Raw genomic sequence first — 25,777 nt, 5'->3', positions numbered from 1 at the left:
GCAACTTGCGTTGAAGAAAGGCAACGACCCAAAATAAGGGTTTCAGTAGTTTAAAATGAAAAGAATAATTTTCTTCCTTGTATTTGTATTTACACTTTCGTTTGCCGCAACAGCGCAAAGCGAAGCAACCCCCACTGCGGTGGTGCAAAAAATAAAGGTATTTCCAAACCCTGCTTCTAATGTGGTAAATATTCTAGGCTTAAAAAATAGTAGTAGAGCACAAATTATTGTTTCTGACACCTACGGAAATGCTATTTTAGAACATCATTGGGCTATTAGAAACAACGCGTTGAATATTCCGATAACTACACTCAGGTCCGGAATTTACATTGTTACAATACAATCTCAAGAACAACAAGTACAGACTAAGTTCTATAAAAAATAAAGCTCTTCACTAGTGAAGGCTTTATTTTTACTATATAATTTTATTTTACTGTCTACCTTTTAGTAAACACTAATTCACCTTCAGCATCTAGATTAGTATACCCCAAATCAGCAGCAGTAATAGTCATTAAGTTACCTTCAATAATAGGACTTACACTAATTTTTTGATTTTCAGCATCAACATAAGATAACGTAGTGCCATCATATGTATAAACACTTGTTTCAGTATCAACTTCCGTAGGACAAGGTATATCAAGTCCTGAACCGGTTGAATTGACATTTACCTCTAAGTAATTTGTAGAATTATTAGCTACCAAAGTCATATCCGCATTAAATGTAAATGAGACAACAGTACAGTTCTTATTTGTCAAATGATCTAGAATAGCACTGCCAAACTTTGCGTCGTCACTAGAATTCTGACTATCAATTTTAAGTTCTGTTACATCCCAAGTACCTTCTATATTACTTTGTGCTGTTTCTTCGCTTGCATCTTCTTTATCATCCGAACAAGAAAAAAACAAAACAGAAATGGCCATTAATACTATAAACTTTTGTTGCATAATTAAGTGTATTGTTGTTTGTTAAAACAAAGAACGTTTATTTATTAGTTATATTTTAATTCTAAAAATTCGATTACAATAGATAATATCCTGAATAATAATACAATACATGAATTATTTTTAAAATTAAAAATTACCTATTTCAAAATTTAAGACCAAAAACGATTACAATAATACGTATTAACCCTATTGATTTACTTCATATCAAACTATAACAGGGTTCGAAAGCTCTTCGAACAACTATCATGAATTCTGGCTTTACTTATAAAAGGATAAATAATTTGAGAACCTTCTACTTTATTAACCTATATTTGGCCTCTTTTATTCAAAGAATAGGGAAATATAACGGTCAAATGGCTACTGAAAAGATTTCATTAAATTATTCAGAAACAACCATTTGTTATTCAACTTAATAGTTGTACATTTGCAGCCCGTTTAACGGGATTGAAGTGTTTAATACAAAAAATAGAAGTAGTGGATACATTGAGCTACAAGACGATTTCGGCCAATAGAAAGACAGTTGATAAGCAATGGTTGCTTGTTGATGCCGAAGGAGAAACTTTAGGACGTTTAGCGTCTAAAGTTGCTAAATTATTAAGAGGCAAGCATAAGCCAAGTTTTACACCACACGTTGATTGTGGAGATAACGTGGTTATTATCAATGCCGAAAAAATTACCTTATCAGGCAACAAATGGGATTCAAAAACCTATTTGAGATATACTGGATACCCAGGTGGACAACGTGCTACTTCTGTTAAAGAATTATTAGCAAAACACCCTGAGCGTATTGTTGAGAAAGCTGTAAAAGGAATGTTACCTAAAAATAAATTAGGAGCTGACCTTTTTAGAAACTTAAAAGTATATGTTGGTACTGTTCATGGTCAAGAAGCACAAAAACCAAAGGCAATCAACCTTAAAGATTTTAAATAAATGGAAACGATTCACAAAATAGGAAGAAGGAAAAAAGCAGTTGCCCGTGTCTACGTTTCGACAGGTAATGGCAAAATCACTGTTAACAACAGAAATTTAGACGATTATTTTAGTACTGCTACACTTCAATATAAAGTAAAACAACCTTTTACTTTAACTGAAAATGTAGACAACTACGATGTTAGTGTAAATGTATTTGGCGGTGGTATCACTGGTCAGGCAGAAGCTGTTAGATTAGCTATATCTAGAGCTTTATGTGCAGTAGACGAAGAATATCGTGGCGTTTTAAAGCCAGAAGGATTACTTACAAGAGACCCTAGAATGGTTGAACGTAAGAAATTTGGTCAGAAGAAAGCTAGAAAGAAATTCCAGTTCTCGAAACGTTAATATAATATTTATACTAAAGCCTTGATACGTCAAGGTTTTAGTACTTTTTATACATAAGTATCTATTGAAAGCCTCTCAACGTGGGTAGGTAATTTCAATATTAATCAAGTTCATTGAAAGTTTTTCGTCTCGGCGAAGACAATTAAAAATTCCTTAATAGCTTACCAAAAGCTTTAAGGTAAATTAGTTTAGCATCTAAATGTTGAAGGCTCTATCATTTTTTGGTAGTACCACTTTAATATTGCTAATTCAAAAGAACGTAAACTATATTTTAAAAATGGCTAAAAAAGTCGAAGTAAAAGATTTATTGGAAGCAGGTGTACATTTTGGACACCTAACACGAAAGTGGAACCCGAACATGGCGCCCTACATCTACATGGAGCGTAACGGAATTCACGTTATCAACCTTTACAAAACAACAGCAAAATTAGACGAAGCAAATGAGGCATTAGCCAAAATTGCAGCTTCTGGTCGTAAAATTCTTTTTGTTGCTACAAAAAAACAAGCGAAAGACATTGTTGCTGAAAAAGTTGCAAATGTAAACATGCCTTACATCACAGAAAGATGGCCAGGTGGTATGTTGACTAACTTCGTAACTATTCGTAAAGCCGTTAAAAAAATGGCGATGATTGACCGAATGAAAAAAGACGGTACTTTCAACACACTTTCTAAGAAAGAAAGATTACAAGTAAGTCGTTTACGTGCTAAATTAGAGAAAAACTTAGGTTCTATTTCTGATATGACTCGTTTACCAGGTGCTTTATTCATTGTTGATACAATGCGCGAACACATTGCAGTAAAAGAAGCTCAGAAATTGAACATTCCTATTTTTGCAATGGTTGATACGAACTGTGATCCAAAAGAAGTGGATTACGTGATTCCAGCAAATGATGATGCATCAAAGTCTATTGATATTATTATGTCTTCTGTAACTAATGCAGTTGCTGAAGGTTTAGCTGAACGCAAATCTGAAAAAACAACTGAAGCAGCTCCTGCTAAAGAAGAAAAAGCAACATCTAAGGAAGAAAAAGCACCTGCTAAAGAAGTTAAAAAAGAAAAAGCTCCTAAAGCTGAAACTGCAAAACCTGCAGTAGCGGAAAAAGAAGAGCCAAAGAAGAAAGCTACAAAGGCTAAAGCTGATGACTTGACAAAAGTTGAAGGTATTGGTCCTAAAGCTGCTGAAGCTCTAGTTAACGCTGGTATTGACACTTATGCTAAAATGGCAGATGCTGATGCAGATAAGATGAAAGAAATCTTAACTGAAGCAAGTTCAAGAATGGCACATTTAGACCCAACTACTTGGCCTAAGCAAGCTAAAATGGCTGCAGACGAAAAATGGGATGAGCTGAAAGTATGGCAAGACAACGCTAAAGGCGGAAAAGAGTAATTAATTAGAATATAATATCGATTTCCGCTTTGGCGGAAATGACAATAAATTTAAAATTATGGCAAAAATTACCGCCGCAGAAGTAAATAAATTAAGAAAGGCTACCGGAGCTGGAATGATGGATTGCAAAAATGCTTTGGTTGAAGCTGAAGGCGATTTTGACAAAGCAATTGAAGTTCTTCGTAAGAAGGGACAAAAAGTAGCTGCAAAAAGAGCTGACAGAGATTCATCTGAAGGTGCTGCTATCTCTAAAGTTAACGCCGACCAAACAGTTGGTGTTGCCATCGTTTTGGGCTGTGAAACTGATTTTGTTGGTAAGAATGAAAATTTTATTGCTCTTGCTAATCAATTGGCTGAAATAGCTCTAAACTGCAACTCTAAAGAAGAACTTTTAGCTGCTGATTTTGGAGGAATGACCGTTGCTGATAAATTAGTTGAGCAAACTGGCGTTATTGGTGAAAAATTAGAAATTACTGCTTTTGAAAAACTAGAAGCACCATTCGTAGGTACGTATGTACATATTAATAAAATTGCTGCTCTTGTTGGTCTTTCATCTAAAGTTGATACAGCAGACGTTTTAGCAAAAGATGTTTCTATGCAAGTAGCTTCAATGGGAGCGACTACATTATCTTATAAAGATTTTGATCCAGCATTTGTTGCTGCTGAAACTGAAGCTAGAATAGCAGTTATCGAAAAGGATAACGAAGAACTTGGTCGTTTAGGAAAAACGCTTAAAAATGTACCACAATACATTTCAATGGCACAACTAACTGATGAAGTTATTGCTAAAGCTGAAGAAGATGCAAAAGCACAATTAAAAGCTGAAGGTAAACCAGAGCAAATTTGGGATAAAATTCTTCCAGGTAAAATGGAAAGATTCATTTCAGATAACACTACTTTGGACCAAGAACAATGTTTATTGGATCAAAACTTCATTAAAGATGAGAAGATTAACGTAGAACAATACGTTAAATCTCACGGCGATGTGTCTGTTACAGATTTCAAACGTGCGACTGTAGGATAACTACAATTCAACCGAATTAAAAAACCGTTAGAGAATTTCTCTAGCGGTTTTTTGTTTATTACAACTTACACACCAATTAATAACTTCTATTGATTTTAAAGCATAAAAAATGCTGCCTAATGGCAGCATTTTTTATGCTTATAATAGTAATACAATTATTTCTTCAACCAAGCCTCTTTAATAGCAGACTCATTACCGGTTAAGCCTTCAATTGGTATTATAGTCTCTACCTGTAAAGTAGCCACACCCGCTTTACCTTCTAATGTAATTTCTTCACCATCACGCTCTATAATCATTTTCACATCAGTTTCAGGCGACCAAGTGAAGCTTTGACCAATTATAGCTCGAATTGCCTCAAGTGTAATTGGAGTATCATTAATACTTTTAATAACATCATCACCTTGTGCACCAATATTTTCAAAGAAACTATTTAGAGTAATTCCCTTTCTTATGAATATTTTATTTTGATCTGCAGGGTCAACATCTATAAATGGAATATCACCATCTAGAAAAAATCCGGTTTGCTTTTCCTTAATACCTGTAGTCAACCCAACTTTGGCTAAAAAGTCATTATAATTAATCGGAGTGGTTCCAATCACGTAGGTCTTAAAGAAATGCTGTATTTCAGGATATGTCATATCCACAATCTCATCAATCAACTTATCATCTTTAAAAGGAGTATTATTACCATACTTTTTTGACAATTCTTTCATTAACCAAAGCACTCCTTTTTCACCACCACTTAATTCACGCAATTGAATATCAAGTGCCATATTAATTAAAGCCCCTTTTTCATAGACGTTTGCATAATTATCTTCATAAGGCTCAGCTAAAATGTTCTTACTCATTTCAGTAAAAGACATTGTATCATCATACGCTTTTGCATTATTTACCTTTTCCATAATGCGTTGGTAAAATTCATCTTCGCCAATCAAACCTTGTTGTACCTGAAAAAGATTTGCAAAATATTCTGTGGTGCCTTCATACATCCATAAATGTTGTGACATTTTAGGGTCATTAAAATCAAAATATTGAACTTCTTCAGAATGCACATTCAACGGTGTTACTATATGAAAAAACTCATGAGAGACCACATCTTTCATAGCTTCATCTAAAGCTTCCTTTGGCATCTTTTCTGGCAACACCACAACAGTAGAAGTATGATGCTCAAGTGCACCAAAACCTTTTGCATCTGTATCTTCTAAGGTTGATAAATAAAGTAAAATATTGTATTCTTTCGTACCATCTATTTCACCTAAAAAGGTCTTTTGCGCCTGAACCATTTCTTCCATTTGAGGTCTTAAGCTGGTTGCAGAATAAACTCCAGTGGGAGAATACACACTTAACGTTACTGTGATATCGTTCACTGTAAAAGATTGCGTATCTGCATTCGCATATAGAATAGGATTATCAATTACTTCAAAATATCGAGCCGCCAAAAAAGTTTCTGATTGGTTTGTTCCGCCTTCAACATCCTTCTTTTTTAAGGATGTTGTTGATACCAAATCACTAGGTCTTTTAATAATTAGCTCATAAGGCACCTCTTGCAATCCTTTAAAATAACCTACAAAACCATGAAGGTTCAACATAAAATTTTTCCCTTTCAAGATATTAGTTCCAGCTGGCGAGAATACTGCCTCCCCAACTTCTGACTCAGTATCATAAGTGTCATTCACTAAATACGTGACTTTATCAAACGCCTTAGCGTTAGTGATATTCCATGTATTATCATCGGTTTTAGTAAATGGCAATTCATTACCCTTATTATCTAAGGCCTTAAACCCTTCAATATATTTACCATAATTATCAGTACTATAGGTGCCAGGTACAGTTTTAGGTATATAAAATGTTACAGTTTCTTTATTAAATACACCTGGGTCAACAGTTACCATTACTTTATCATCTACCACATTAATCAAATCAATTGTGGTTGTAATACTAGCTTTATCAGCTGTTATCAAACTTTTTGATGCTCCACAACCATATAGTAATAGAATAATAGAAACTAAAATTGGAACCTTTTTCATGTATGAATTATTTATTGAATTTATTTTATAATGATGGCTGTTTAGCTCATTTCCGGTCTATAATATTTCGCCAACAGTAGCTCATAAATTCCATAGACAGTTACTAAACTAAATAGTGCTGAGTTTAAAAATCTACTAATTATCAAAATCAGTAGATTGATTAACAGGGCACAAGATTATTAAAATTAATTCACCTAGTTCTACTTTTTAAGAAATAATTAGGGTCAACATTCGAATGAAAAAGTCAATTTATTCATAACTTTTTTTGATTATTTTTGTCTTTCAATAAAAAAGCAAAATGCCATACAAAAGAATACTTCTCAAACTCAGCGGTGAAGCCTTAATGGGCGAACGTCAATACGGTATCGACCCCATTAGAATAGCGGAATACGCTGAAGAAATAAAAGAAGCCGTTGGAATGGGCATCGAAATAGCCATTGTCATTGGTGGTGGAAATATTTTTAGAGGTTTATCTGGCGCAAGTCAAGGCATGGATCGCGTACAAGCTGACCACATGGGAATGCTTGCCACTGTTATTAACGGACTAGCTTTACAAAGTGCCCTTGAAGAAACAGGCGTACAAACCAGATTACAATCTGCTATTCAAATTAACGAAGTAGCTGAACCATTTATTCGTAGACGAGCTATGCGTCATTTAGAAAAAGGACGTGTTGTTATCTTTGGAGGAGGAACAGGAAACCCATATTTCACAACAGATTCTGCAGCTGTTTTAAGAGCAATTGAAATTGAAGCAGATGTAATATTGAAAGGCACTAGAGTCGATGGTATTTACTCATCTGACCCTGAAAAAGATAAAACTGCAACTAAATTTGACACCATTTCGTTTAAAGATGTTCTCACAAAAGGACTTAAAGTCATGGACACCACAGCCTTTACATTGAGCCAAGAAAACGAACTACCTATTGTGGTTTTTGATATGAATAAAAAAGGTAACTTGATAAAACTAGTATCAGGTGAAAACATAGGTACAACGGTGAACATATAAAACTCTTATCGGTTTGGCATAATTTATGTCACATTACTGTTATAACGCTTTAATTATGAATGAAGAAATAAAATTTTTACTTGACGCCACCAAAGAAAGTATGGATGGAGCCATTACCCATTTAGAAAAAGCATTTATGAAAATACGTGCAGGTAAAGCTAGTCCGGCAATGTTGTCTTCTGTTATGGTTGATTATTACGGCTCGCCTACTCCATTATCTCAAGTGGCTAATGTAAATACTCCTGATGGTAGAACAATTTCTGTTCAACCATGGGAAAAAAACATGCTTCAAGAAATAGAGAAAGCAATTATGAATGCCAATCTTGGCTTCAATCCTATGAACAATGGCGATTTTGTAATAATTAATGTACCGCCATTAACAGAAGAACGAAGACGTGAATTAGCGAAGCAAGCTAAAGCCGAAGCTGAAGATGCAAAAGTAAGTATCCGTACAGCGAGACAAGACGCAAATAAAGAAATACGTGACCTTGACGCTTCAGAAGATTTACAAAAAAATGCTGAAGTTGACATTCAAGAATTAACGGATAAGTACACCAAAAAAATTGATGCTTTTTTAGTAGTTAAAGAGGCTGAGATAATGAAGATATAACATTGTTTTTAAGAAAATGGAGCGACCTCAGGGTCGCTTTTTTTATTTAGGAACACTCCGCACCATTCTTTACCTTTGCTACGGACAACTACTTATTTATGGCAGCCAAAATAATGCAAGGTTTTTGGGCTAAAACAGCTCGTATTATTCTACGCAATAGAATTCTAATTCTTTTGCTTATCGGGGCGGTAACGCTCTTTTTAGGACTACAATGGGAGAATATGCGTTTTAGCAATTCTCAAGCAAATCTATTACCCGATGACCACCCCGTAAATCTCGAATACAAGAATTTTCTAAATCAATTTGGAGAAGAGGGTAATGCCATTGTTTTTGGAATAAATGATAGCTCACTTTTTAATCCTGATAATTTTAATCGTTGGAACAAATTAAGCAAACAGCTTCAGGCATTTCCTGAAATTGATTTTGTTATTTCAATTGACAACCTTCAAGAGCTTGTAAAGGAAGAAGATGCTTTTGTAATGAAACCCCTCATTACTTCAGAAATAAAATCACAGGCTCAACTTGATAGCATAACAAATCATTTATTCAATGATTTACCTTTTTATGAAGATTTACTTTACAATAAAGAAACCAGAACGATACGTACTGTTGCTAATTTAGACAAAGACATAATCAATACAACAGTTCGTAAAGATTTCATTTTAGAAGACTTAAACAATTTAATTGAAGACTTTGAAGATGAAACAGGGCTTGATGTGCACATATCAGGCATGCCGTATATACGCACCATGAACTCGCAAAACATCATTGATGAAATTGGCAAGTTTATTTTAGCCGCACTAATAGTAACATCATTAATTTTCTTTTTCTTCTTCAGAAGTATTCGTGCCACACTAATTTCAATGAGTGTGGTTATTGTAGGTGTTATGTGGGCCTTTGGCATTCTTGGGCTTTTACAATATGAGATTACCGTTTTAACAGCATTGATTCCACCATTGATTATTGTAATTGGTATACCTAATTGCGTTTTCCTAATCAACAAATACCAGCAAGAGGTTAAAAAACACGGCAATCAAGCACTTTCATTGCAGCGTGTTATTTCAAAAATTGGTAACGCCACTTTAATGACAAATGTCACTACCGCTTCTGGTTTTGCCACGTTTATCATTACGGATAGCAAGTTGCTTACTGAATTCGGAGTTGTAGCCTCTATAAATATACTTTGCATTTTTCTTCTATCGTTATTAATAATTCCGATAGTATACAGCTACATGTCACTTCCCAAAACAAAGCACCTCAAACATTTAAATAAAAAATGGATTGACACTTTTGTTAATTGGATGGAAAATATTGTACGTAATAAACGAATTGAAGTCTATATTACTTCAATTGTATTATTGGTTTTAAGCATTATAGGCATTTATCAAATTGATATTTCTGGAAGCATCATAGAAGACATGCCTAAAAACGCTGAGTTTTTTGAAGACATACGCTTTTTTGAGAAAGAATTTGATGGAATTATGCCTGTTGAAATAGTTATCGATTCAAAACGCCCGAACGGAATAATGAAGCCGGCAACTTTAAAAAGAATTGACCGCTTAGGAGAAGTGATAGAAGACATTCCAGAACTCTCAAAACCCGTTTCTGTTGTTAATTTAGTTAAGTATTCAAAACAGGCCTTTTATAATGGCATTCCTAAATACTATCAACTACCAACTACACAAGAGAACAATTTCATAATGAATGTGGCTCGAAAATCTGAAGGCAATGGTAACCTGCTGAAAAATTTTGTAGACAGTACTGGGCAAACTGCACGAATGACAACATTTATGCGCGATGTAAAAACAGAGCGCATGGAAGACATTGAAGCCAGACTTAATGAAAATATTGCTAAAATATTTCCAGCAGATCGTTATTCGGTTTATATGACTGGGGGCGCACTACTCTTTTTAAAAGGCACAAAATATCTAGTAAAAAACCTCGTACTTTCATTAGCATTAGCAATTGCACTTATAGCAATATTCATGGCCTATTTATTTCGGTCATTTAGAATGATAATTATATCATTAATTCCAAATCTATTACCATTAGTACTGACTGCAGGCATTATGGGTTTTGTTGGCGTACCTATAAAACCATCTACCATTCTGGTGTTTAGTATAGCTTTTGGTATTTCTGTTGATGACACTATTCACTTTCTCGCCAAATACAGGCAAGAATTAATTGCAAATCAATGGCGAATTAAAAAATCAGTTTATGCGGCTTTGCAAGAAACTGGGGTGAGTATGTTTTATACTTCAATTGTTTTATTCTTCGGATTTTCAGTTTTCGTAATTTCTAATTTTGGTGGTACAGTTGCTTTAGGTTCGTTAGTATCAGCAACATTATTATTTGCTATGTTGGCTAATTTAATCTTACTACCATCTTTACTATTATCACTAGAAAGAAGTATTGCAAACAAAGAAGTTTTCAAAAAACCTCAAATCAATATCTTACCAAAAGAAGAGACCGTACACGACGACGAAGAATAAGCCTGCATTAACACCCATACATTTGGTATGTTTTTGATCAAAAGGCTATCTTTGATAATTAATTCAAGACGCATTTTTTCATGAAATCGATTAGCATAAAAGAAATACTTTCTACAGAACCAAAACATCAAGAAGTCACTATAAATGGCTGGGTAAAGACTTTTAGAAGTAATCGTTTCATTGCACTAAATGATGGCTCTACAATTCACAATATTCAATGTGTTGTTGATTTTGAGCAATTTGATGAAGAACTTTTAAAGCAAATAGCTACTGGGGCAGCACTGAAAATTACAGGAACGCTAGTCGAAAGCCAAGGTAGAGGTCAAAGTGTTGAGATTCAAACAAACGATATATTCGTTCATGGTTCGGCTGACCCTGAAACATACCCTATACAACCTAAAAAACATTCAATGGAATTCTTGCGTGAAAAAGCGCATTTAAGAATTCGAACGAATACATTTTCTGCTGTTATGCGTGTACGTTCTGCACTCGCTTTTGCGGTCCATAAATATTTTACTGATAACGGATTCTATTATTTTCATGCACCAATAATAACGGGCTCAGATGCTGAAGGGGCAGGAGAAATGTTTCGCGTAACTACTTTAGACGAAAAGAATCCGCCTTTAGATGAAAATGGAGAAGTCAATCATAAAGAAGACTTTTTCGGAAAAGAAACTAATCTTACTGTCTCAGGTCAATTAGAGGCCGAAGCTTATGCAATGGCACTCGGCAAAGTTTATACCTTCGGACCTACATTTAGAGCAGAAAATTCTAATACTTCTAGGCATCTGGCTGAATTTTGGATGATTGAGCCCGAAATGGCTTTCCATGATTTAGATGCCAATATGGACCTTGCAGAAGATTTTATAAAAGGAGTTCTTTCATACGTTCTTGAAAATTGTGCTGATGATTTAGCCTTTTTAGAGAAACGTTTATTAGACGAAGAAAAAACCAAGCCGCAAGCGGAAAGAAGCGACATGGCTTTAATTGAAAAATTAAAATTCATTGTAGACAACAACTTCAAACGTGTTACCTACACTGAAGCCATTGAAATTCTTAGAAACAGCAAACCCAATAAAAAGAAGAAATTTAAATATCCAATTAATGAATGGGGTGCTGATTTACAAAGCGAACATGAACGGTTCTTAGTTGAAAAACATTTCAAATGCCCTGTAATACTCTTTGATTATCCTGCTAAAATAAAAGCCTTCTATATGCGCTTGAATGAAGACGGAGAAACAGTTAGGGCTATGGATATTCTATTCCCTGGAATTGGCGAAATAGTTGGTGGATCTCAACGTGAAGAACGATTAGATGTATTGAAAGAAAAAATGGCAGCTTTAAATATTCCTGAAGAAGAACTTTGGTGGTATCTAGATTTACGAAAATTTGGAACTGCAGTGCATAGCGGATTCGGACTTGGATTTGAACGTCTAGTTCTTTTTGCAACGGGCATGGGCAATATTAGAGATGTAATACCATTTCCGAGAACACCTCAAAATGCTGAATTTTAATCTGAAAATGGTTAACTTTATAAGTAGCTCAAAAAACTTCAATGTTAAAACAACACTTACAGTTTAAACTTTCGCAAAAGCTTTCTCCTCAACAGATTCAGCTAATGAAATTGATTCAATTGCCCACACAGGCTTTTGAACAACGTCTGAAACAAGAGTTAGAAGAAAATCCGGCTTTAGAGGGTGGCAAGGAGAAAACTGATGATTTAGACAACGAGTTTGATGACAATTACGACTCAGAAACCGATAATGAAACTATAGCTACAGATGATATCAATATTGATGATTATTTGAGTGATGATGAGGTGCCTGAATACAGAACAAAAGCAAATAATTACAGTGCTGATGATGACGAAAAGAGCATACCATATGCTGCAGGAATCTCATTTACACAGTCGCTAATTAATCAGCTTAACACCGTTTATTTAAGCGATGAAGAATGGAATATTGCTGAGTTTTTAATCGGTAGTGTTGATGAAAGCGGTTATATCAGAAGACCACTTGCAGATATTCTTGACGACTTAGCTTTTACTCAGAATACGTATACTGACGAAAAAACAATTAGCAAGGTTCTTAAAATAGTACAAGAATTAGATCCACCAGGTGTCGCTGCTCGTTCTTTAGAAGAATGCTTAATCATTCAACTTAAAAGAAAAGACCCAACAGCCAGCACAGAATTAGCTATTGCAATCTTAGAAAAGTCTTTTGACCAGTTTACAAAAAAGCATTATAAAAAGCTTATTCAAAAACATAACATTACGGAAGCGGAGTTGAAAAGCGCAATTTCTGAAATTGAACGATTGAATCCGAAACCAGGTGGATCATATTCTGGCAACAATCGTATTGTAGAACATGTAGTGCCAGATTTCTCCATTCGTATTGTAGAAGGTGAATTAGAACTTTCATTGAATGGCAGAAATGCACCTGAATTGCATGTCTCTAGTGAGTACAGCAATATGCTAAAGGGATACAAAGATTCTAAAGAGAAATCAAAATCTCAAAAAGATACGGTAATGTTCATCAAACAAAAGTTAGATGCTGCCAAATGGTTTATTGATGCCATTCGACAACGTCAACAAACACTTTTCATTACGATGAATTCGATTATGAATTACCAAAAAGAATACTTTCTTACTGGTGATGAACGCAATCTTCGTCCGATGATACTAAAAGACATCGCTGATGAAATTCATATGGATGTTTCAACAGTTTCGCGTGTTGCTAATAGTAAATATGTAGATACGCCTTACGGAACAAAATTGATAAAAGAATATTTTTCTGAATCAATGAAAAATGAACAAGGCGAAGATGTATCTACAAAAGAGATAAAGAAAATTTTAGAGACAGTTATAGGTGAAGAAGAAAAGAAAAAACCACTAACTGATGATAAATTGGCCGCCATTTTAAAAGAAAAAGGTTATCCTATTGCACGGCGTACAGTTGCCAAATATCGTGAACAATTGAGCATTCCGGTTGCAAGACTGCGAAAACAGATATAAACCTTTATGCGATTCTTCCTTAAAGTCATCTCTTATATTTTTCATCCGTTATTCATACCAATTGGTGGTACACTTGCCTATTTTCTTTCCACGCCAAAATTTAGTAGCCCAGAGTTGCAAAGCGCTAATGTTTTGCCCATTTTCATCCTTACAGTAATAATCCCTATTATATTCTATTTAATCCTATTAAACATTGGTCTAGTTAGCTCAATTTTTATCCCCTCCATCAAAGAACGAATCTACCCTATTGCCATAAACATAGTATTACTTTTAACTATTGTTTTAAAGGTCATACCCAACAATTATATCGCAGAATTATATTATTTTTTTATAGGATTAATTATCGCATCATTGACTGCATTACTTTTTGTTATTATGAAATTTAAAGTAAGCATGCATCTTATAGGCATGGGAAGTCTACTAATGTTTTTAATATGTTTAAGTATTCATTTTGAAATGAATATTACAATCGCCATAAGCTTATTCACATTAGCTACCGGACTTGTAACAACCTCTAGACTATACCTCAAAGCGCATACAAAACCTGAATTATTTATTGGTTTTTTTATCGGCCTAATTGCGCAACTATTAACTGTTCAATTCTGGTTGTAGCCTAATCTAAATTTTTAAAGGCATCACCCTCATACGTTGTATAGTTTATTTTTAGCGCATTTACTTTTCGCAGCTCTTGCTTCACATCTGAAATGAGCCCCATATTAGCACGTTTATCTACTTTTAATGATATGGTTACAAATGCCCTAAGATGTTCTGGTTTGCTTTGGATTTCAGATAAAACATGTGGTGCAACTTCAGACAAATCTGCAAATTTATCATTGAGCTGTATTCTAGGTTCAACCCCTACAATATTTTCATATCTAGACGACGGCTTACCAATATGAATTTCAATTATTCTATCTTTTTTTTCTAACTTCTTTAACTCTGACGCATTAGGCAATTCATTATGTACCTTAAGTTCTGTATTCTTCATTACCGTTACCGTCATAAAAAAGAATAACAACATAAAAACAATATCAGGCAATGAAGCTGTTGATACTTCTGGTACGTGTAAACTAGATTTCTTTTTAAATTTTGACATGATTATTATTTTTTTAGTTGAGCTTCTGAAATATTCATCGGGTACATTTTTTGTATTACCCTTATTCTATTGTTGAGCAATTCTTTGGTGGTTCGATCTGTTTGTGGATTGCGATATATCGCATCCATCTTTATATAACTCGTTTTAAATAGACGATTAGCCTCTCTATTGCGCAGAACATTATAAGCAGCTACAAGTTCATTCTGAACAGCTATATAGGCGCCATAACTTGTTTCTCTTTGTGTGCCCAGAACCAATACTGCTTTAGAAGGATTATCAGATAAATTTGTTCTGCGCTCACCTTGACAATAATCGCAAAATGCCTCACCAGTTTGTGCACCACCATTATCTATAAAATCAATTACTGTTTTAAGCAACAACTCAGGTGTTATTGGCTCATCATTAACTAATAAAGCACCATCAACACCTATAAGAATAGACAAAATATTACGTTGTTCATATTCAATATAGTCGCCATCTTCACGCGGAAGCATTCGATCTAAACCGACATCTGTTTCAATAGTGGTGGTTACTAAAAAGAAGATTAATAATAAAAATGCGATATCAGCCATTGAGCCTGCATTTACTTCTGGAGCACTTTTCCTTTTTCCCATAATGAATAGTTTAATGGTTATTACATTGAATTTTTGCGCAAGGGCAAAAGCCATGTCGTACAGACACAGAAATATGTAATAGAAAAGTGTAGTAATAGTAGTAGAGATGATAAAATCATCTAAACGTAAACCAGCAATAGTTATGCCATTTTAAAAAACATAAAAGAACTACAGAATATAAAATGTAAAACCTATTCGTAATGGCTTGAACTCAATAGACTCACCTAAATCAGTTTGCGCTCCTTCAAAAATTCCATTTAAGGCATAATACACGTGTAAGTTGAACGTGCTATACCCAACATTAAAAGCTAGGCCATATTGAAACTTGTTTACATCAGTATTATTAAAAGAATCTTTATAGTCATTAAATACCGCTTTGGATCTTGCACCAATAACATAACCTAATTTAGCTCCGGCATAAATACGGTAGAATTTATAACTTGTTACAGTTGAAGTTCTCCATCTGAATTCAATTGGCATTTCAATTAAATGTGTTTCAATTTTATTTCGATTTAGCTCTTCTACATTTATTGGAATACTGTAGCTGAAACCATTTGCTGTTTCATCAGCCATCAAATTGGTATAATAAGAATATATACCGTAACCTAAACCAACACCAAAGCCAAAGGTTCTATCTTGATTAATAGGAATGTCTTTTATAAAGCCAGCTTGTAGTCCGTATGATAAATTACGTTGACTTACATTCTCAGGTTTATTTAAAATAAAATTATATGTAATACCGAGGTAAAACTGGTCTTCTAAATAATGTGTATCAGGCGATAGTGAATCTTGTTCTGTCTGAGCAGCGACAGAAAACCAAAGTAAGGTAGATAATGTAAATAGCAGTATTCTCATTGAAACAAAGTTACAGAACTTAGGCAAATAAAAAACGCTCCAATAAAAATTGGAGCGTTCTTCGTATTAAGTTTGAAACTTGTGAACAGTTATTGCAAATTTCTAAAAGCATCACCTTCATAGGTGGTATAATTTACTTTTAGCGCATTTACCTTTCTGAGTTCACTTTTAATATCTGAAATAAGACCCATATTTGCGTTCTTATCAACCTTCAATGATGTGGTTAAAAAGTTTTGCAAATCTTGATGCTTCTTGGCTCTTTCTTGTAAAATGTAAGAACCAACCTCAGAAGGATCTGAGAATTTATCATTAAGTTGAATCTTTGGTTCAGTACCGTATACCTTTTCGTATTCTTTTGAAGGCTTGCCAACATAAATATAGATTACTCTATCTTTCTTGTCTAGCTTTTTGATCTCATTTGCGTTAGGCAAAATGTTTTCAACCTTCAAACTATTATCTTTCATCACGGTAACCGTCATAAAAAAGAATAACAGCATAAATACAATATCAGGCAATGAGGCTGTTGATACCGCTGGCACTTCCCCACTTTTTTTCTTGCTGAACTTAGACATATTATTTTATTTATTCGTGTTAATTAGATGATGTTTCAGCCTCTGAAAGTTTCTGCGGAAAAAGATCTTGAATTTGTTTCACCTTTTCTTTCAACTTTTCTTTCTCACTTGGAGGAGTCTGTTGATCTAAATAGGTTGCTTCCATCTCGGTAAAATCTTGCCCAAATAGACGTTGTGCTTCCCTATCTCGTAAATCGTTATATGCACCTACCAATTCATTCTGAACTGTAATGTATGTACTGTACTTCGTTTCACGGTCATTTTTCAAAGAAATAATCGCTTTTGCAGGGTTATCAGAAGATTCTACATTCTTTTTACCTTTACAATACGTACATGTTCCGTCACCGTTATTGTCTAAGAAATCCATCGCTTTCAAACGTAAAGCTTTAAGATCTGTCAACTCATCATCAACAAGTAATTGACCACTTCTATTTACAATAACCTGCAAAATATTTTTTTGCTTGATAACAACATCATCTTCTGGCGGCTCCATTGGAGGCAACATACGATCCAAACCTGCATCTGTTTCTATAGTAGTAGTTACCAAGAAAAAAATTAGTAATAGGAAAGCTATGTCTGCCATTGATCCAGCGCTTACTTCTGGTGCTCCTTCTCTTCTAGCCATAGTTATCTATTTTTTTATTTACTAAACATGTTTTTAACCGCTGGTACTATAAGAGAACCCACTGCAATAAGTGTAAGAATAAAGAATACGTTTATTCCCATTCCAATTTTCTTAATAGTGCTTTCTGATGTTTCAATTCCTCTACTGGCCATTTCTTCGACACTAACATCGGTTCCACTAGCCAAGACATAAGCAATTATCACAACCACAACAAAGCCGCCTAATACCATCAATGTCTTTTTAAGACCTGCCGGGTTTGAAAACAAATTCTTTAGAGTGAATATAAGACTTGCAACTACTGCAAAAGCAAGTAATATATATGTGATTATGAACATACCATTCATAGCGCCACTATTGACAGCTTCTGAAGCGGGCATTTCACGTTCGGGAAGCATAAACCAAAGCAGAGCTCCGATTAATCCAACCACTAATAGTGCAATTTTAATTATTTTATGCATGATGCTTTGAATTAAGAGTCCGACTTATTTTTTGTGATCCACCAACATATCAATCAAAGTGATTGAAGAATCTTCCATATCATTTACAATACTATCAATCTTAGCGATAATATAATTATAGAAAATTTGAAGGATAATCGCAGTAATAAGACCGAATACTGTTGTTAATAATGCTACCTGAATATCACCTGCAATAAGTGATGCACTCAAGTTACCAACAGCAGCAATCTTTTGGAAGGCCTGAATCATACCGATTACAGTACCCATGAAACCAAGCATTGGTGCAATAGCGATAAATAAAGACAACCAAGAAACGTTTTTCTCTAGTTGGCCCATTTGAACACCACCATAAGAAACAACTGCTTTTTCAGCAGATTCAACACTTTCACCTGCTCTATCTAAACCTTGATAGTATATAGAAGCAACAGGACCTTTTGTATTTCTACAAACTTCTTTAGCAGCTTCAACACCACCAGAAGCTAAAGCGTCTTCAACTTGTTGTTTTAATTTGCCAGTGTTTGTACTAGCCATATTTAAATAAATAATTCTTTCAATAGCAACCGCTAAACCAAGAATCAAACATAATAGAACGATACCCATGAAACCGGCACCACCTGTAATAAACATTTCTTTTAAGACTTGCGTAAAGCTCTTCTCTGCTTCAGCAGGAACTTCATCTTGCAGCATTACCGCTGTAGCAGTTACTGTTGCAGATAGGTTAGAAACCGTTGAGACAGCAATTGTCTTTGCATTTACCATATTTGTACTTAAGACAAATAACCCAGTCATTGCTAGGATAGAGAAAAATTTTTTCATTTCGTTCAAACTTAAATATTAGTTAGTTAATAGGGTTAAAGATATAAAAATTTTGCAATTAAAAAAGTAATTCAAAAATTGTTAGAGAAGCTACTTAAAATCAACTTCTTATCAGTATTATTTATATTGTATAATGATTAAACTGTTTAATTCACTACACTTTTTATGCTTTATATACATGCGACAATATACATTAATATTGCCATGAAACCGAAAACCGGTGTACATTTAATTTTACACTTGTATTCTGAAACACGCAATATAAATAAAATAATATCGCAGAGAGGAAGGGATTCGAACCCTCGATACACTTTTAGTGTATACACACTTTCCAGGCGTGCGCCTTCGACCACTCGGCCACCTCTCTAATTCAGAATTTCAAGGTGGCCAAGAAACAAAAAAAATACTGTACTATGAAATTTGAATTGATAAATTTAATTCATTTCTCCACGAAGTGAAGTTTCAAATACAGTCTTAAATAATTTTGAGGAAACTTTGTTACCTATTAGATACATTAATTTGGTGATTGCAGCTTCAGTTGTGCTATTTTTTCCATCAATAACACCCAACTTTTTTAATTGTTGACTGGTTTCATATTGCCCCATATTTACACTACCACCTGAACATTGTGTAACATTTATAATATGTATCCCTTTTTCTAAAGCATATTTTAACTCTGAAAACAACCATTTTTCAGTTGGTGCATTACCTGCACCATAGGTCTCAATAATTAATGCTTTCAGATTAAGCGTATTTAATACGCTTCTAAACAAAGCTTCAGTAATACCAGGAAACAACTTTAAGATGGCTACATTAGAATCCATCTGCTTGTGAACTTTTAACTTTTTGCGATTATTTATCTTAAGTAGATTTTCTTCAAAAACATTCAAGTGTACACCTGATTCAGCTAAAGCCGGATAATTTAATGAGGCAAAAGCCTGAAAATGTTCTGCATTTATCTTTGTTGTTCGGTTCGCCCGGTACAACTTGTATTCAAAATACAAACATACCTCACCAATTAACGGCGCATCTTTTTTACGCAATGATGCTATTTGAATTGCAGTTATTAAATTTTCTTTGGCATCGGTTCTCAAATCACCAATAGGCAATTGCGACCCCGTAAAAATTACAGGCTTCGATAAATTCTCTAACATAAAACTTAGCGCAGAAGCCGTATAACTCATTGTATCACTACCATGCAACACAACAAAACCGTCATGAGTTTCATAGTGAGATTCTATCAACTCAGCAATATTCAGCCAATGATTTGCATTCATATTTGATGAATCAATTGGCTTTTCAAAAGACACGGAATCAATTCTACAATCGAGTTGATTTAATTCAGGAATATGTTTTTCTAATTTTCTAAAATTAAAGGGCTTGAGAGAATCTGAATCATAATCTTTAACCATACCAATGGTACCCCCAGTATAAATCAACAGTATATTTATTTTATCCTTCAATTGAGTTTTTTGTTAAACTTTAAATATATCTTTTGAATTATCAGTTGTAATCTGAGCTATTATTTCGGTGTTCACACCATAAACTTCTGAGAGCTTTTCAAGCACATTAACAAGGTAAGCACTTTCATTTCGTTTTCCACGATAAGGTACTGGCGCTAAATATGGTGAATCAGTCTCAAGAACTATATGATTTAAATCTATCTTATTCAAAAAGGTATCAATCTTTCCATTTTTAAAAGTCACAACGCCGCCAATTCCTAATTTCATATTATATGAAATAGCTTGTTGAGCTTGCTCAAATGAACCCGTAAAGCAATGAAATATTCCAAATAAATCATCTGATTTTTCACTTTCCAAAACTTCAAAAACTTCATCAAAAGCATCTCTGCAATGAATAACTATTGGTAAATGATATTTTTTTGCCAAACGAATTTGATACTTAAAGGCATCTTGTTGTTGCTTCAAAAAAGTTTTATCCCAATAAAGATCGATTCCAATTTCACCGATTGCATAGAATTTTCTTGTCGATAACATTTCTTCAACATGTTTAAGCTCATCTAAATAATTTTCTTTCACATACGTGGGATGCAAACCCATCATCAAAAAAACATTATCTGGATATGCCTTTTCAAGTGACAACATTGCGGCAGTATAGGACGAATCAATTGCTGGAATAAAAAACCGCGAAACACCTCTCTTCAATGCATCATTTATGACCATATCTCGATCATCATCAAAAGCTTCACTATATAAATGGGTATGGGTATCTGTCAAAATCATGCAACAAAAATAGGTTTATCTTTACCAAAAAAAAGTATGTCGAGCCTCAAAAAGCTACTAAAGAAAAAAAAATATGTTCAGGTGCCGTTAGAATTAACTGCCACCAACCATTTTGAACTTAAAGCAACGTTGAATGGTATTACAGGAAGATTTATATTAGACACTGGTGCTTCAAACACATGTGTTGGTACTGACAAATTAGAGTTCTTCAAATTAACTTCAAAAGATTCTGAAATTAAAGCTGCAGGTGCTGGCGCTACTGATATGGAAACGCAAATTTCAACAAAAAATAAATTCAACATTGGTAAGTGGAAAAAAAAGAAAACAAAAATTGTTCTTTTTGATCTTGTTCATGTTAATGAGGCATTAACCATGCATAATGCAAAACCAGTAGACGGAATAATTGGCGCAGACATTCTAATTGACACCAATGCAATTATTGATTATAAATCAAAAATATTGTACTTAAGAAGTAAAAAATAATAGATTCAACTTACATCTAAAGCAAAAAAAAATCCCCTTATCAATTGATAAGGGGATTTTATATATAAAAGCCCTAAGGCTAATTCTACATCTCTAAAGATTTTTTCACATCACCATTCATTAGCAATTCTGTTGGGTTTTCTAACGCCTCTTTTACGGCAACTAAGAAACCTACAGATTCTTTACCATCAATAACTCTGTGATCGTAAGAAAGTGCAACATACATTATTGGCGCAATTGCAATAGCTCCATCACGCACTATTGGTCTTTCAACAATATTATGCATTCCTAAAATTGCACTTTGCGGAGGATTAATAATTGGTGTTGACAACATAGAACCGAATACACCTCCATTGGTAATTGTAAAAGTACCACCAGTCATTTCATCAACAGTAATTTCACCATCACGAGCTCTAATAGCCAATCTTTTAACTTCAGCTTCTACACCTCTAAAGGTAAGATTCTCTGCATTACGTATGACTGGCACCATCAAACCTTTCGGACCTGAAACTGCAATACTTACATCACAGAAATCATAAGAAATCATTTCTTTTCCGTCAATCATAGAATTTACAGCTGGGTATATTTCTAATGCCCTTACTACTGCTCTTGTAAAGAATGACATGAATCCTAAACTAACACCATGCTTAGCTTTGAAATCTTCTTTATACTCAGAACGCAAAGCGAAAATCGGTGACATATCTACCTCATTAAAAGTAGTTAACATAGCCGTTTCATTTTTTACCGAAACTAATCTCTCAGCAACTTTACGGCGTAGCATTGAAAGTTTAGATCGCGACTCTCCCCTACTACCACCACTTGTTGGTGTACCCATAGACGGATTAGCTTTCACCGCATCGTCTTTTGTAATACGACCATCTTTACCAGAACCTGATACTGCAGTTGCTGCAATACCTTTTTCATCTAAAATTTTCTTAGCAGCAGGTGAAGCAGTACCTGTTGCATAGGTTTTAGTTTCTGTTTTAGCAGCTTGTGGTTTTGACTCAACTTTTGGAGCCTCTTCTTTTTTCTCAGCTTTGGGCGCATCTGAACCACTAGGCTTTTCTGCACTCGTATCTATCAAGCAAACAACTGCACCAACGGCCACAGCATCACCCTCTTCTGCTTTTAAGGTAATAGTTCCGCTTTCTTCAGCAGGTAATTCTAAAGTAGCTTTATCTGAATCGACCTCAGCTATTGCCTGATCTTTTTCAACATAATCGCCATCTTCTACCAACCATTCTGCTATCTCTACTTCGGTAATCGATTCCCCTGGTGAGGGTACTTTCATTTCTAAAATCATACTATTCTATCTTTAGTAGTCTTTTTTTTATTATTAAACTCGTCTTGAGTTATTCTTTTGGTTTCGGACGTGTCATATTATCTTGTGTTTTGTCAAAAACATAATCAATAACTTGTTGGTGTCTCATTTTAGATCGCACCGCACTACCAGCCGCAGGTGCTGCATAAAATCTTCTTGAAGCAACCCTAAATTTATTAGCATCTTTATAATGCATCATCAAATGACTCCACGCACCCATGTTTCTAGGTTCTTCTTGAGCCCAAACCAAATCATCAACAGCACTATACTTCTCTATAATTTCATTGATTTTTTCAGTTGGCAATGGAAATAATTGCTCTAAACGAACTAGAGCAACATCATCTCTACCTAATTCCTCTTGTTTAGCCAAAAGATCATAATAGAATTTACCTGTACAAAACACTAATGATTTCACCTTCTTAACATCAGCAGATACATCATCTATTACCTCTTGAAAACTACCATTTGCAAATTCATCAACAGTTGAAACTGCTTTCGGATGACGCAACAAACTTTTTGGCGTAAATATTATTAAAGGCTTTCTAAAATTCGCCTTCATTTGTCTTCTAAAAATATGGAATATTTGTGCTGGCGTAGACACATCAGCAACGTACATATTATCTCTAGCACAAAGCTGCAAATAACGTTCCATTCTAGCGGAAGAATGTTCAGCCCCCTGGCCTTCATAACCATGTGGAAGCAACATTACTAAACCATTTTGCAATTTCCATTTATCTTCAGCAGCAGAAATATACTGATCAATCATGATTTGAGCACCATTGCTAAAATCACCAAATTGAGCTTCCCAGATTGTTAAGGTATTCGGACTTGCCATGGCATATCCGTAGTCAAAACCTACAACGCCATACTCAGACAACAGCGAATTGTAAATATGAAAATTACCTTGCTTTTCAGCTACTTGATTTAAAAGCAACACCTCTTCTTCACTCTCTTCAACTTTCATCACAGCATGCCTGTGAGAAAAAGTACCTCTTTCAACATCTTGCCCTGAAATTCTAACATCAAAACCTTCTTCAAGCAAACTTCCGTAAGCTAACAACTCACCCATTGCCCAATCTAATTTATCTGTCTCAAAGAACATTTTCTTTCGATCACCAACTAAACGCTCAACCTTTCTCAAAAACTTTTTGCCCTCAGGTAATTCTGTTATGGTTTTTGCAACATGTGAAAGTTTCTTTTTATCATACGAAGTATCGATGGTATCTAACATTTCCCACTCACGCACACGCTCAAAATCTTTCCAAGCATCTGCCATAAATGGTGTGATAATTGTTTTATCTTCTTTACGCGAATCTTCCAACTCTTCTTCTAACGACTCTTTGTAATCATTTTCAAGCTGTTTTACATAACCCTCATCAATAATACCTTGAGCCAGTAATTTTTCCGCATAAATATCGCGTGGGTTCTTATGCTTAGCAATAGCTTTATACAATTTTGGCTGTGTAAAACGAGGTTCATCACCTTCATTATGGCCATATTTACGATATCCTAATAAATCAATAAAAACATCACGTTTAAAACGCATGCGATATTCTAAGGCAAACAGAGCAGCATGAACAACAGCCTCTGCATCATCAGCATTCACATGAAGTACCGGACTCAGCGTCACCTTACCCACATCTGTACAATAAGTAGAAGATCTAGCATCTAAATAATTGGTAGTAAAACCAATCTGATTATTAACTACTACGTGAATTGTACCATTGGTTTTATAACCATCTAAGGTTGCCATTTGCACTAACTCATAAGCTATACCTTGCCCTGCAATAGCCGCATCACCATGCAATACAATAGGCAATACTTTTGAAAAATCACCTTTATAATCTGCATCTTGCTTAGCACGAGAAATACCTTCAACTACTGCACCAACCGTTTCTAAATGTGAAGGGTTTGGAGCAATGTTCATAGTAATCTTATTGCCATTATCAGAAATGCGATCAGATGTCCAACCTAAATGATATTTAACATCACCATCAAAAATTTCTTCTTCATAATCTTTACCATCAAACTCGCTAAATATATCTTTCGCTTTTTTTCCAAAAATATTGGTAAGCACATTTAAACGACCTCTATGTGCCATGCCCATTACAAACTGCTCAACACCCATTTCAGCGGCGCGCTCAACAATTGCATCTAAAGCTGGAATTAAAGATTCATTACCTTCTAGTGAGAAACGTTTTTGACCAACATATTTTGTATGCAGAAAGCCCTCAAAAGATACTGCTTGATTTAATTTTTTTAGAATATGCCTTTTTCGGTTGTCATCAAAATTTGGATGATTGTCATTTACATTCAACCAATTCTGAATCCACTCAACCCTTTCAGGTTTTCTAATATACATATACTCTACCCCAATTGCATCACAATAAATACGCTTGAGGTGTTTAATTATCTCACTTAAAGTAGCTGCGCCAATACCAAGAATTTCACCTGCATTAAAGACGGTACTCATATCAGCTTCTGAAAGCCCAAAACTTTCGACATCTAATGTGGGCAGGTACTTTCTTCTCTCCCTCACGGGATTGGTTTCAGTGAAAAGATGACCACGACTACGGTAGCCATCAATCAAACGAATGACCTGAAATTCTTTTTGAAAAGACTCAGGCACCACCACTTGATCACCATTTGCGATTGTCATAGTCACATTACCTTCTTGAATATCAAGCTCATCTAATGAGCTTTCAATACCAAAATCAAAACCTTGAAAAAAGGCACGCAAACTAGGTTCAATACTATCAGGATTTTTTAAATACTGATCATAACGCTCAGCAAAAAATGAAGTATGTGCGGCGTTTAAAAACGAATAATTATCCATATAAAGAATACTCTTTCAGCTTTGTAAAAGTTAATCAA

Annotated in this window: 25 protein-coding genes and 1 tRNA gene; 12 read left to right on the top strand and 14 right to left on the bottom strand. The window is 34.6% G+C overall.

What is annotated here, in order from left to right:
* The first annotated feature begins 55 nt into the window (after positions 1 to 55).
* Complete coding sequence (locus tag JQC67_RS07365) at positions 56 to 385, top strand: T9SS type A sorting domain-containing protein (RefSeq protein ID WP_203252181.1); 330 nt, start codon at positions 56 to 58, stop codon at positions 383 to 385.
* A gap of 52 nt (positions 386 to 437) precedes the next feature.
* On the opposite strand, the gene JQC67_RS07360 is transcribed toward JQC67_RS07365, so the two are convergent.
* Entirely contained in the window at positions 438 to 944 is a 507-nt protein-coding gene (locus JQC67_RS07360; protein WP_203252180.1) for a lipocalin family protein, read from the bottom strand.
* A gap of 474 nt (positions 945 to 1,418) precedes the next feature.
* Here JQC67_RS07360 and rplM point away from each other — a divergent pair, with 474 nt between their 5' ends.
* From rplM to tsf, 4 genes are all read left to right on the top strand, one after another.
* Positions 1,419 to 1,874: a 50S ribosomal protein L13 gene (gene rplM / locus JQC67_RS07355; protein WP_203252179.1), complete on the top strand. Its 456-nt coding sequence runs from the start codon at positions 1,419 to 1,421 to the stop codon at positions 1,872 to 1,874.
* Positions 1,875 to 2,261, top strand: a complete 387-nt coding sequence (gene rpsI, locus JQC67_RS07350; RefSeq protein WP_203252178.1) for a 30S ribosomal protein S9 — start codon at positions 1,875 to 1,877, stop codon at positions 2,259 to 2,261.
* 277 nt (positions 2,262 to 2,538) lie between these two features.
* Positions 2,539 to 3,648 (top strand): 30S ribosomal protein S2, encoded by a 1,110-nt coding sequence (rpsB, locus tag JQC67_RS07345; RefSeq protein WP_203252177.1) that lies wholly within the window; start codon positions 2,539 to 2,541, stop codon positions 3,646 to 3,648.
* A 58-nt stretch (positions 3,649 to 3,706) separates the two neighbouring features.
* On the top strand, positions 3,707 to 4,672 hold the full coding sequence (gene tsf, locus JQC67_RS07340; protein WP_203252176.1) for a translation elongation factor Ts: 966 nt from the start codon (positions 3,707 to 3,709) through the stop codon (positions 4,670 to 4,672).
* 155 nt (positions 4,673 to 4,827) lie between these two features.
* Here the strand turns inward: tsf and JQC67_RS07335 are convergent, their stop codons facing one another.
* Positions 4,828 to 6,699: a M61 family metallopeptidase gene (locus JQC67_RS07335; protein WP_203252175.1), complete on the bottom strand. Its 1,872-nt coding sequence runs from the start codon at positions 6,697 to 6,699 to the stop codon at positions 4,828 to 4,830.
* A 298-nt stretch (positions 6,700 to 6,997) separates the two neighbouring features.
* On the opposite strand from JQC67_RS07335, the gene pyrH reads away from it, so the two are divergent.
* From pyrH to JQC67_RS07305, 6 genes are all read left to right on the top strand, one after another.
* Positions 6,998 to 7,705 carry a UMP kinase gene (gene pyrH / locus JQC67_RS07330; RefSeq protein ID WP_203252174.1) on the top strand — a complete coding sequence of 236 codons (708 nt, stop codon included), beginning with the start codon at positions 6,998 to 7,000 and terminating at the stop codon, positions 7,703 to 7,705.
* Positions 7,706 to 7,760: 55 nt separating this feature from the next.
* Complete coding sequence (gene frr, locus JQC67_RS07325; protein WP_203252173.1) at positions 7,761 to 8,315, top strand: ribosome recycling factor; 555 nt, start codon at positions 7,761 to 7,763, stop codon at positions 8,313 to 8,315.
* Between the two features lie 98 nt (positions 8,316 to 8,413).
* On the top strand, positions 8,414 to 10,807 hold the full coding sequence (locus JQC67_RS07320; RefSeq protein ID WP_203252172.1) for an efflux RND transporter permease subunit: 2,394 nt from the start codon (positions 8,414 to 8,416) through the stop codon (positions 10,805 to 10,807).
* Positions 10,808 to 10,887: 80 nt separating this feature from the next.
* Positions 10,888 to 12,321 (top strand): asparagine--tRNA ligase, encoded by a 1,434-nt coding sequence (asnS, locus tag JQC67_RS07315; RefSeq protein ID WP_203252171.1) that lies wholly within the window; start codon positions 10,888 to 10,890, stop codon positions 12,319 to 12,321.
* A gap of 41 nt (positions 12,322 to 12,362) precedes the next feature.
* On the top strand, positions 12,363 to 13,820 hold the full coding sequence (gene rpoN, locus JQC67_RS07310; RefSeq protein WP_203252170.1) for an RNA polymerase factor sigma-54: 1,458 nt from the start codon (positions 12,363 to 12,365) through the stop codon (positions 13,818 to 13,820).
* A 6-nt stretch (positions 13,821 to 13,826) separates the two neighbouring features.
* Positions 13,827 to 14,432: a hypothetical protein gene (locus JQC67_RS07305; RefSeq protein WP_203252169.1), complete on the top strand. Its 606-nt coding sequence runs from the start codon at positions 13,827 to 13,829 to the stop codon at positions 14,430 to 14,432.
* A gap of 1 nt (position 14,433) precedes the next feature.
* On the opposite strand, the gene JQC67_RS07300 is transcribed toward JQC67_RS07305, so the two are convergent.
* The 10 genes from JQC67_RS07300 to JQC67_RS07255 all read right to left on the bottom strand — a co-directional run bounded on the left by JQC67_RS07300 (position 14,434) and on the right by JQC67_RS07255 (position 21,099).
* Entirely contained in the window at positions 14,434 to 14,916 is a 483-nt protein-coding gene (locus tag JQC67_RS07300) for an ExbD/TolR family protein (RefSeq protein WP_203252168.1), read from the bottom strand.
* A gap of 5 nt (positions 14,917 to 14,921) precedes the next feature.
* On the bottom strand, positions 14,922 to 15,530 hold the full coding sequence (locus tag JQC67_RS07295; protein WP_203252167.1) for an ExbD/TolR family protein: 609 nt from the start codon (positions 15,528 to 15,530) through the stop codon (positions 14,922 to 14,924).
* A 168-nt stretch (positions 15,531 to 15,698) separates the two neighbouring features.
* A complete protein-coding gene (locus JQC67_RS07290) occupies positions 15,699 to 16,385 on the bottom strand; it encodes a porin family protein (protein ID WP_203252166.1) in 687 nt (228 codons plus the stop codon).
* A gap of 89 nt (positions 16,386 to 16,474) precedes the next feature.
* The gene (locus JQC67_RS07285; protein WP_203252165.1) at positions 16,475 to 16,957 is read right to left on the bottom strand and encodes an ExbD/TolR family protein; all 483 of its coding nucleotides are present in this window, start codon (positions 16,955 to 16,957) and stop codon (positions 16,475 to 16,477) included.
* 19 nt (positions 16,958 to 16,976) lie between these two features.
* Positions 16,977 to 17,582 (bottom strand): ExbD/TolR family protein, encoded by a 606-nt coding sequence (locus tag JQC67_RS07280; protein WP_203252164.1) that lies wholly within the window; start codon positions 17,580 to 17,582, stop codon positions 16,977 to 16,979.
* Positions 17,583 to 17,596: 14 nt separating this feature from the next.
* Positions 17,597 to 18,040, bottom strand: a complete 444-nt coding sequence (locus tag JQC67_RS07275; protein ID WP_203252163.1) for a hypothetical protein — start codon at positions 18,038 to 18,040, stop codon at positions 17,597 to 17,599.
* Between the two features lie 24 nt (positions 18,041 to 18,064).
* Positions 18,065 to 18,856 carry a MotA/TolQ/ExbB proton channel family protein gene (locus JQC67_RS07270; protein ID WP_203252162.1) on the bottom strand — a complete coding sequence of 264 codons (792 nt, stop codon included), beginning with the start codon at positions 18,854 to 18,856 and terminating at the stop codon, positions 18,065 to 18,067.
* A gap of 279 nt (positions 18,857 to 19,135) precedes the next feature.
* Positions 19,136 to 19,223, bottom strand: a tRNA-Ser gene (locus tag JQC67_RS07265).
* A 67-nt stretch (positions 19,224 to 19,290) separates the two neighbouring features.
* The gene (locus JQC67_RS07260) at positions 19,291 to 20,319 is read right to left on the bottom strand and encodes an asparaginase (RefSeq protein WP_203252161.1); all 1,029 of its coding nucleotides are present in this window, start codon (positions 20,317 to 20,319) and stop codon (positions 19,291 to 19,293) included.
* A 12-nt stretch (positions 20,320 to 20,331) separates the two neighbouring features.
* A complete protein-coding gene (locus tag JQC67_RS07255) occupies positions 20,332 to 21,099 on the bottom strand; it encodes a TatD family hydrolase (RefSeq protein WP_203252160.1) in 768 nt (255 codons plus the stop codon).
* A gap of 36 nt (positions 21,100 to 21,135) precedes the next feature.
* On the opposite strand from JQC67_RS07255, the gene JQC67_RS07250 reads away from it, so the two are divergent.
* The gene (locus tag JQC67_RS07250) at positions 21,136 to 21,582 is read left to right on the top strand and encodes a retropepsin-like aspartic protease (protein ID WP_203252159.1); all 447 of its coding nucleotides are present in this window, start codon (positions 21,136 to 21,138) and stop codon (positions 21,580 to 21,582) included.
* 85 nt (positions 21,583 to 21,667) lie between these two features.
* Here JQC67_RS07250 and odhB read toward each other — a convergent pair whose 3' ends face one another.
* Together odhB and JQC67_RS07240 are read right to left on the bottom strand one after the other, a co-directional pair.
* On the bottom strand, positions 21,668 to 22,885 hold the full coding sequence (gene odhB / locus JQC67_RS07245) for a 2-oxoglutarate dehydrogenase complex dihydrolipoyllysine-residue succinyltransferase (protein WP_203252158.1): 1,218 nt from the start codon (positions 22,883 to 22,885) through the stop codon (positions 21,668 to 21,670).
* Positions 22,886 to 22,934: 49 nt separating this feature from the next.
* On the bottom strand, positions 22,935 to 25,739 hold the full coding sequence (locus JQC67_RS07240) for a 2-oxoglutarate dehydrogenase E1 component (RefSeq protein ID WP_203252157.1): 2,805 nt from the start codon (positions 25,737 to 25,739) through the stop codon (positions 22,935 to 22,937).
* Positions 25,740 to 25,777: the final 38 nt, after the last annotated feature.

The organism is Aurantibacter crassamenti, from assembly GCF_016811105.1.
Taxonomy (GTDB): Bacteria; Bacteroidota; Bacteroidia; order Flavobacteriales; family Flavobacteriaceae; genus Aurantibacter_A; species Aurantibacter_A crassamenti.
The sequence above is the reverse complement of the archived record's forward strand: the minus strand, read 5'-3'. Positions and strand labels throughout refer to the sequence as shown.